Here is an 8,925-nt window from a genome sequence, read left to right on the forward strand (position 1 = left end):
GCGTCTCGTTCGGGAAGACGTCGATGCTCCAGCCGTCGGTGTTCTCCTCCAGGTACGTGCCGAAGTTGTCCAGCGCGATGTAGGAGGGGTGCTCCTCGGTCTGGTTGAGCGCGAGGCGCATGGTGCGGCCCTCGCCACCACCGCCGCCGCCGTTCGCGCTCGAGTCGCCGTCGCCGTCCCCGCCGCCACAGGCAGCGAGCAGCAGGGTCGCGGCGGCGGCGCCGGCGATGAGGGAAGCGTTCTTCCGGTGCCTCATGTGTTTTCCGTCCTTCGGTCTGGTGACGTCGTCGTGCGGCGCGGAGGCGCGGCCGGCCGTCCGGTCTTCCGGATCGGACACGAGGTCCGGCGGCGGCGCCGGGCCTCGAGGTCGAGGCCGGCCGTACGACGTGGTCCCACTGATCGGGGGTTGCCCCATTGACTCAGGTCACGGTCGAGGGGCAGGACAAGTTGCCACGAGTTGCCACCCCGTGACCCCGCTGTGACCGACCCGGAGGCGCCGTCAGCCGTCCGAGCGCGTCGACGCGGCGCGGGCGTCGTCGTAGATCTCCCACTGGACGTCACTGGTGAGGAAGCGCTCGGCGAGCGGTTCGAGCGCCTCGAAGAACACGGAGTCGTCGATCTCGTAGAAGGTCGCCCCTCCCGCCTCCGCCTGTGCGACGGCCTGCGCGGTGGCCTCCAGCCACAGCTCGACGTGCTCCGCGCGCGCCTGCTCCCAGCCCTCGAGGAACACCGCGCGGTCGGCCTCGGTCATCGAGTCGAGCATCGCGGTGTTCATGATGAGGTAGTCCAGGCCCACGAGGTGGTTGGTGTAGGTCCAGTGCGGCGCCACCTCGTAGTGCCGCTGCGTGGCGTAGGAGACCTCGTTGTTCTCCGCGGCGTCGACCACCCCGGACTGCAGCCCGGTGTAGAGCTCGCCGAAGGCCATCGGCGTGGCGGCGGCACCCAGGGCCTGGGCCATGGCGATGTTGAGCTCGGACTCCTGCACCCGCAGCTTGTATCCGGCGAGGTCGGCCGGTGTCTCGACGGGGCCGAAGGTCGTGTAGACGCTGCGGCTGCCCTGGGTGAACCCGCCGAGCACGGTGAAGTTGTTCGTCTCCTCCAGCGAGGAGTAGAGCTCCCCGACGATGTCCATGTCGTGGACCACGCGCATCTGGTGGTCGATGTCGTCGAAGGTCGTGGGCAGGTTGAGCGCGATGAAGTCGCGGTTGAGGTTCTCCAGCTGGGACCCGGAGACGATGGCCAGCTCCACCGAGCCGTCGGAGACCAGCTGGAGGGCCTCGGCCTGGGCACCCAGGGTCTCGTTGGGGTAGACGTCGATCGTCCAGCGCCCGTCGGTCTCCGCCTCGAGGTGCTCCGCCCAGCCGGCCAGCGCGACGTACGAGGGGTGGGTCTCGGTCTGGTTCAGCGCGAGGTGGAGCACGTCCCCCTCGTTGGTCCCCGGCTCCAGCGAGCCGCTGCACGCCGCCAGCGCGGCGGCGGCCAGCGCTGCCGCCACGGCGATCCGTCCTCGCCCCATGGGCCCGGTCTCCCCCCTCGCCCACGGTGGGCGTCCGGACCATGGTGACGCACGGACGCGCGCGTGGGTACCTCCTGGCGCCAGGTGTGCGGGACGGCGCTCAGGAGACGGCGATCTGCGCGGCGAGGTGACCGGCCCCGTAGCCGTTGTCGATGTTGACCACGGCCACACCCGGGGCGCAGGCGTTGAGCATGGACAGGAGGGGCGCGATCCCCGAGAAGGCTGCGCCGTAGCCCACGGAGGTGGGCACGGCGACGACGGGGGCGCTCACCAGGCCCGCGACGACGCTGGGCAGCGCGCCGTCCATCCCGGCGGCCACGACGATCACGCGGGCCTCGCGGAGCAGGTCGAGCCGTCCCAGGACGCGGTGCAGGCCCGCGACCCCGATGTCGACGACGAGCTCGGTGCGCCGGCCCAGGTGGCGGGCGGTGAGCTCGGCCTCCCGGGCCACGGGCAGGTCGGAGGTTCCCGCACTGAGGACGAGGACGAGCCCCCCGGTGGGTGCGGGCGGCTCGGCGGGCCACACGACCATCCGGGCGTCGGGGACGTGGTGCGCGTCGGGCAGCTCGGCTAGGACGGCCGCGGCCTGCTCGGCGGAGGCGCGCGTGAAGAGCGTCGGGGTGCCGGCGGCACCGACCTCGGCGGCGATGGCGGCCACCTGCGCGACGGTCTTCGGCTCGCAGAGCACCGCCTCGGGGTAGCCGCGGCGGGCTGCACGGTCGTGGTCGAGGTGCGCGACGCGGTCGAGCTCGGGCCCGGGGCGCCACGGCTCGGCCGTGGCGGGGCGCCAGGGCTCAGCCATGGTTCACGGACACCAGGGGCAGGGTGAAGGCACCGGACTGGATGCCGCGCAGGTCCAGGGCCGCGAAGCGGAACCCGGCGTCACGCACCACCCGGTCGACCTCCTCGCGCCGCTCGACGGCGGTGCCCAGCTCCGCGGGCAGCAGCTCGATGCGGGCGACGTCGCCGTGGTGGCGGACGCGGGAGTCGGTGAAGCCGAGCCGGCGCAGCCCGGCCTCGGCCCGGTCGACCTGGCGCAGCTTCTCCGGCGTGACCTCCTCGAAGTGGGGGATGCGCGAGGCGAGGCACGGCGCGGCCGGCTTGTCCGCGACCGGCAGCCGCAGCGCCCGGGCGACCTCCCGCACCATCGCCTTGCTCATCCCGGCCTCGGCGAGCGGGCGCAGCACCCGGTGGTTGGTCGCGGCCTGCGAGCCGGGCCGGTCGGGGCGCTTGGCGTCGTCGGCGTTCTCGCCGTAGGCGACGGCCGCCAGGCCCAGCTCGGCGACCAGCTCGTCGGAGATCCGGGTGAAGAGCTCGTCCTTGCAGTGGAAGCAGCGGTCGGGGCCGTTGGCGCGGTAGGCGGGCGAGTCTGCCTCGTGGGTCTCGATCTCCACGACGCGGGCGCCGATCACCCGGGCGGTCTCGTGCGCCGCGGTGCGCTCGTCGGTGGCGAGGGAGGGGGAGATGCCGAGCACCGCGACGACGTCGTCCGCGCCGAGGGTGTGCACGGCGAGGGCGAGGAGCGTGGCGGAGTCCACCCCACCGGAGTAGGCCACCCCGAGCGGACGGTGCCCGGCCAGCGCCCGTGCCACCGTCGCGACCGCCTCCGCCGCCTGTCCCGTGAGCCCGGGGACCGTCGTCGATGTCATGGAAGTGCTCCTCGTCCGGTCGGTGTCCCCCGTTGTCCGGACAGTGTGGACAAGTCGGACGACGGCGCGGCAACTCGTTGCCGCGCGTTGCCAGCGACCTTACCGTTGGCCGATATGAAGAGCGAGAGATCCTCCGGCCGTTCCCCCACGATCTACGACGTGGCGGAGGCCGCGGGGGTCGCGCCCTCCACCGTGTCCCGGGCCCTGTCCCGGCCCGGGCGGGTGAGCGCCGAGACCGCCGAGAAGGTGCGGGCGGCCGCCGCCCGGCTCGGTTACCGGCGCGCGACCCTGGCCCCGGCGCTCAGCGCCGTCCCCACCCGGCTGCTCGCCATGGTGGTGGCCGACATCGGCAACCCGCTCTTCGTCGACGTCATCCGCGGCGCCGAGGCGGCCGCGGAGGCGGCGGGCTACACGATGCTCGTCGTCGACACCCAGGAGTCCGACCAGCGGGAGCGGGCCGCGGTGGAGAACTTCCTCGGCGCGGTCGACGGCCTGGTCCTCACCAGCCCACGGCTGTCGGACGCCGGCATCCGCGCCATCGCCAAGCAGCGCCCCGTCATCGTCCTCAACCGGGTGGTGCGCGGGCTGCCCTCGGTCCTCACCGACGGCGCTCGCGGGGTGCGCCGCGCCGCGGAGCACCTGGGCCAGCTCGGCCACCGGGAGATCACCTACATCGCCGGGCCGGAGGCGTCGTGGGCCGACGGCGTGCGCTGGCGGGGTCTGGAGGAGGCCGGGTTCGAGCTCGAGCTGCGGGTGCGGCGCATCGGACCGAACGTGCCGACCGTCGACGGCGGGGCGCGGGCGGCCCGCCGCTGGGCGCAGCAGCCGACCTCCGCCGTCATCGCCTTCAACGACGTCATGGCGATCGGCTTCATCCGGGGCCTGCGCGCGCTGGGCTTCTCGGTGCCGCGCGACGTCAGCGTCGTCGGGTTCGACAACAGCCGCACGGGTGCGCTGACCGTGCCCGCGCTGACCTCGGTCGCCTCCCCGGTCTCGCTCCAGGGGGCCACCGCGGTGCGCAACCTCGTGGCGATCATCGGCGGGGCCCGCTCCAGCGAGCAGCCGGTCCTGCTGCCGGTCAAGCTCGTCGCGCGGGACTCCACGGCCCGGGCCAGCCGGCACCGGCTCGAGCGCGCCTGAGTGTGGCAACAGGTGGACACCGGTGCCGCGAGGGGGGTGCTCACCTCCATACTTGCGTAGCGTCACCGTGTCGCCGATGAAAGGACCGCACATGACCGCCACCGGGACGACTGCCTCAGCGCAGATCGGAGTCATCGGGCTTGCCGTCATGGGCAGCAACCTCGCCCGGAACTTTGCGCGCAACGGGTACACCGTGGCGCTGTACAACCGCACGACGGCCAAGACCGACGAGGTCGTCGCGGCCTACGGCCACGAGGGCACGTTCGTGCCGAGCGCGACGCTGGAGGAGTTCGTCGCCAGCCTCGAGCGCCCCCGCAAGATGATCATCATGGTCAAGGCCGGTGGTCCGACCGACGCGGTCATCGACTCCCTCGTCCCGCTCCTGGAGGAGGGCGACATCGTCGTCGACGGCGGCAACGCCCACTACGAGGACACCCGCCGCCGGGAGAAGGCGCTGCGCGAGGTCGGCCTGCACTTCGTCGGCGCCGGCATCTCCGGTGGCGAGGAAGGCGCGCTCAACGGGCCGAGCATCATGCCCGGCGGCCCGGCCGAGTCCTACGAGACCCTCGGGCCGATCCTGGAGAGCATCGCCGCCAAGTACGACGGTGAGCCGTGCTGCGTCCACATCGGCCCGGACGGCGCCGGCCACTTCGTCAAGATGGTGCACAACGGCATCGAGTACGCCGACATGCAGTTCATCGCCGAGGCGTACGACATCCTGCGCTCCGCCGGCATCGAGCCCGCCGAGCTGGCCGAGATCTTCGAGGAGTGGAACTCCGGGGACCTGGACTCCTACCTCATCGAGATCACCGCCGAGGTGCTGCGCCACGTCGACGCCGCCACCGGCAGGCCGTTCGTCGACATCGTCGCCGACGCCGCGGCGCAGAAGGGCACCGGCCGGTGGACGGTGCAGATCGCCCTCGAGCTCGGGGTGCCGGTCAACACCATCGCCGAGTCGGTCTTCGCCCGCTCCACCTCCGGGCACGCGTCGCTGCGTGCCGCCTCCCGGGCGGCGCTCACCGGTCCGCAGCGCACGCCGGTGTCCGACGCCGACCGCGCCGCGCTGGTGGAGAGCGTGCGCCAGGCGCTGTGGTCCTCCAAGGTCATCGCCTACGCGCAGGGCCTGGACCAGATCCGCACCGCGTCGGAGGAGTTCGGCTGGGACGTCGACATCGCCGCGGTGGCGAAGATCTGGCGGGCCGGCTGCATCATCCGCGCCCGCCTGCTCGAGCGGATCCGCTCGGAGTACGCCGCCCACAACCTCACCACGCTGCTCGAGGCACCCTCGGTCGCCGAGGGGCTCAAGGAGAGCCAGGAGGGGTGGCGGGCGGCCGTCTCCCACGCCGTCGCCAACGGCGTCCCGGTGCCCGGGTTCTCGGCGGCGCTGGCCTACTACGACACCGTGCGCGCCGAGCGCCTGCCCGCCGCCCTGGTCCAGGGCCAGCGCGACTTCTTCGGCGCCCACACCTACCACCGCGTGGACCGCGAGGGCGTCTTCCACACCGAGTGGTCCGGCGACCGCAGCGAGACCGAGCAGGGCTGACCCCGGCGCCACCTCGCTCCAGAGCCCGGCTCCCCGTCCGCGGGGAGCCGGGCTCTCGCCGTCCGGGGGTACCCGTGTCCGTGCGATAGCACGGTCCGGCGCCTCCGTGCGCTCCGGTGGCAACCGACGGCAACTTCTTCGGTCGTGACCCGCGACACGGCCAGCATCTGGCTCACCGGCCCCCGCCACGGTGACGCGGCGCGGAGGAACCGGTCGAGGCACGTGCACGTGCCGCGTCGCGGACGACCTGCGTCAGCGACGACGACGATCGAGGAGGAAGAATGTCACGTACCCCACGTGTGGGGCTGCGCACCGCGGTGGCGACCGCCGCCGCTGCGCCACTGGTGCTGACGCTCGCCGTCGGCGCCGGGGCGGCGACCACGCCGCCCGGTGACCTCGAGCAGCCCGAGCTCGAGGCTCGGGTGAAGGAGATCATCGAGGTCGACGGGTACCAGTTCCGCGACCTCAACGACAACGGCGAGCTGGACCCGTACGAGGACTGGCGCCTGCCGACCCCCGAGCGGGTCGCCGACCTCGTCGGGCAGATGTCGCTGGTCGAGAAGTCGGGCCTCATGCTCATCAACACGCTCAACGCGGCGTGCGACCCGCAGACCGGCGAGTTCGGGGTGCTGCCCGCGCAGGCGGACAACTACATCAACACCCAGCACATGCACCGGTTCGTCTTCCGCAACGTCGTCGACGTGCGTGCGGAGGGGGTGGAGTGCACCGGGACGGGGACCCCCGTGGTGAGCCCGGCCGAGGCCGCGACGTTCACCAACGCCGTGCAGGAGATGAGCGAGGCCACCCGCCTGGGGATCCCCTCGCTGTTCAAGTCCAACGCGCGCAACCACATCGACCCCGACGCGCGGGTCGGCATCAACGAGGCCGCCGGTGCGTTCAGCGCCTTCCCGAAGGAGGCGGGCATCGCGGCGGCCGCGCTGGGTGAGCAGGCGCGCCGCACCGGCGAGGCCACCACGGGTGACATGTCCGTCGTCGCGGACTTCGCCGACGTCATGGGCGAGGAGTGGGCCTCGATCGGCCTGCGCGGCATGTACGGCTACATGGCCGACCTGTCCACCGAGCCGCGCTGGTACCGCACCCACGAGACCTTCACCGAGGACGCCTACCTCGCCGCCGAGATCATGGAGACCCTCGTCCAGACCCTCCAGGGCGAGGAGCTCACCGACAACGGCCTGGCGCTGAGCCCGCAGACCCGTGTCGCCCTCACCCTCAAGCACTTCCCGGGCGGCGGCCCGCAGGAGCTGGGGCTGGACCCGCACTACGCCTTCGGCAAGGCGCAGGTCTACCCGGCCGGGCGCTTCGAGGAGCACTTCCTGCCCTTCCAGGCGGCCATCGACGCCGGCGTCTCCTCGATCATGCCGTACTACGGCGTCCCGGTGGACGTCCCGGTCGTCGGCGGGGAACCGGGGGAGACCTACCCGCACACCGGCTTCGCCTTCTCCGACTCGATCGTCAACGGTCTGCTGCGTGACCAGCTGGGCTTCACCGGGTACGTCAACTCCGACACCGGGATCATCAACGACCGCGCGTGGGGCCTGGAGGGCAACACCGTGCCCGAGCGGGTGGCAGCCGCGATCAACGGTGGCACCGACACCCTCTCCGGCTTCAGCGACGTCTCGGTCATCACCGACCTGTACGAGGCCGACCTCATCTCCGAGGAGCGGATCGACCTGGCCGCCGAGCGTCTGCTCGAGCCGCTGTTCGACATGGGGCTCTTCGAGAACCCCTACGTCGACCCGGACGTGGCCACGGCGACGGTGGGCGCCGACGAGCACCGCGCCGTCGGGCTCGACCTCCAGCGCAAGTCGCTCGTCCTGCTCCAGAACGAGGAGACCGCCGAGGGCCCGGTGCTGCCCCTGAAGGAGGGCGGCGACGTCTACATCCTCGGTGACTTCACCGAGGAGACCGTGGAGAGCTACGGCTACGAGGTGACCAACGGCAACGTCGCGGAGGGGGAGGAGCGGCCCAGCGCCGCGGGCAGCGACTACGTCCTCATCTCGATGACTGCCAAGACCAACGCCGGGGACTACGTGAGCGACGACCCGAGCCTCGGCCTCAACCCGGACCACGGCACGAACCCGAGCGTCATCATCGGTGACGACGGCGAGCCGCTGCCCGGCCTGGACGGCCAGAGCCTGTGGGGCGCGGCCGACGTGTGTGTCCACAAGGAGGGACACGAGGACAACCCCTCGTGCACCGACAACCGGCTGCGCTTCGGCGGCGCCTACCCGTGGGAGTCGAGCATCCTCGACTTCACCGGCATGGAGGCGGCCGAGTCGTGGGAGGTCGTCCCCTCGCTGGAGACCATCCAGGAGGTCATGGCCGAGGTCGAGGACCCGAGCAAGGTCATCCTCCACGTCTACTTCCGCCAGCCCTACGTGCTCGACGAGGAGAGCGGCCTGCGTGACGCCGGCGCGATCCTCGCCGGCTTCGGGATGACCGACACCGCCCTCATGGACGTCCTCACCGGTGCCTACGCGCCACAGGGCAAGCTGCCCTTCGCGCTCGCCGGCACCCGCGAGGCGATCATCGAGCAGGACTCCGACCGCCCCGGCTACGACGAGACCGAGGACGGTGCACTCTACCCCTTCGGCTACGGCCTCACCTACGAGGACGACACCGAGGAGCCGACGACCCCGGAGCCCGAGCCGACCACGTCCCCGGACGACGAGACGCCGGGTGACGACCGGACGCCGGGCGACGACCAGACGCCGGGCGACGACGAGACCCCGGCCGACGACGACGAGACGCCGGGTGACACCACCGACGACGAGTCGCCGGCCGCCGGTGCCGACTCGGGCAACCTCGCCCGGACCGGCGCACCGGTCACCGCGCTCGCACTGGTCGCGGTCGCCGCACTCGTGCTCGGCACGGCACTGCTGATCCAGCGCCGTTTCGCCCGCACCCAGGGCTAGCCGACACCGCACCGCCGAGGGCGGGTGGGGACGCCGACCGCGTCCCTGCCCGCCCTCGGTCCGTCCGCGGGTCGCCGCGCGTGGTCGCGCCGGCGGTCCCGGAGCGGTCAGGGGGACGCGCGGTCCTCGCCCGCCGGGGTG

Annotated in this window: 6 protein-coding genes and 1 pseudogene; 3 read left to right on the forward strand and 4 right to left on the reverse strand. The window is 72.5% G+C overall.

Features of this window, described 5'->3' with window-relative positions; translation table 11 throughout:
- From Q0195_RS01865 to larE, 4 genes and pseudogenes are all read right to left on the reverse strand, one after another.
- Nucleotides 1-256, reverse strand: a pseudogene (locus tag Q0195_RS01865) (TRAP transporter substrate-binding protein); the annotation flags it as partial.
- A gap of 243 nt (nucleotides 257-499) precedes the next feature.
- Nucleotides 500-1,516: a TRAP transporter substrate-binding protein gene (locus Q0195_RS01870; protein WP_299273789.1), complete on the reverse strand. Its 1,017-nt coding sequence runs from the start codon at nucleotides 1,514-1,516 to the stop codon at nucleotides 500-502.
- Nucleotides 1,517-1,616: 100 nt separating this feature from the next.
- A complete protein-coding gene (larB, locus tag Q0195_RS01875; protein WP_299273792.1) occupies nucleotides 1,617-2,318 on the reverse strand; it encodes a nickel pincer cofactor biosynthesis protein LarB in 702 nt (233 codons plus the stop codon).
- Nucleotides 2,311-3,165, reverse strand: a complete 855-nt coding sequence (gene larE, locus Q0195_RS01880) for an ATP-dependent sacrificial sulfur transferase LarE (protein ID WP_299273795.1) — start codon at nucleotides 3,163-3,165, stop codon at nucleotides 2,311-2,313. The genes larB and larE overlap by 8 nt, the downstream gene beginning before the upstream one ends.
- A 114-nt stretch (nucleotides 3,166-3,279) precedes the next feature.
- On the opposite strand from larE, the gene Q0195_RS01885 reads away from it, so the two are divergent.
- The 3 genes from Q0195_RS01885 to Q0195_RS01895 all read left to right on the forward strand — a co-directional run bounded on the left by Q0195_RS01885 (nucleotide 3,280) and on the right by Q0195_RS01895 (nucleotide 8,784).
- Nucleotides 3,280-4,305 (forward strand): LacI family DNA-binding transcriptional regulator, encoded by a 1,026-nt coding sequence (locus tag Q0195_RS01885; RefSeq protein WP_299273797.1) that lies wholly within the window; start codon nucleotides 3,280-3,282, stop codon nucleotides 4,303-4,305.
- A gap of 91 nt (nucleotides 4,306-4,396) precedes the next feature.
- Nucleotides 4,397-5,848, forward strand: a complete 1,452-nt coding sequence (gndA, locus tag Q0195_RS01890) for an NADP-dependent phosphogluconate dehydrogenase (RefSeq protein WP_299273798.1) — start codon at nucleotides 4,397-4,399, stop codon at nucleotides 5,846-5,848.
- Between the two features lie 281 nt (nucleotides 5,849-6,129).
- The gene (locus tag Q0195_RS01895; protein WP_299273799.1) at nucleotides 6,130-8,784 is read left to right on the forward strand and encodes a glycoside hydrolase family 3 N-terminal domain-containing protein; all 2,655 of its coding nucleotides are present in this window, start codon (nucleotides 6,130-6,132) and stop codon (nucleotides 8,782-8,784) included.
- Nucleotides 8,785-8,925 lie beyond the last annotated feature (141 nt).

Origin of the sequence: uncultured Georgenia sp. (assembly GCF_937958535.1) — a bacterium.
Taxonomy (GTDB): Bacteria; Actinomycetota; Actinomycetes; order Actinomycetales; family Actinomycetaceae; genus Oceanitalea.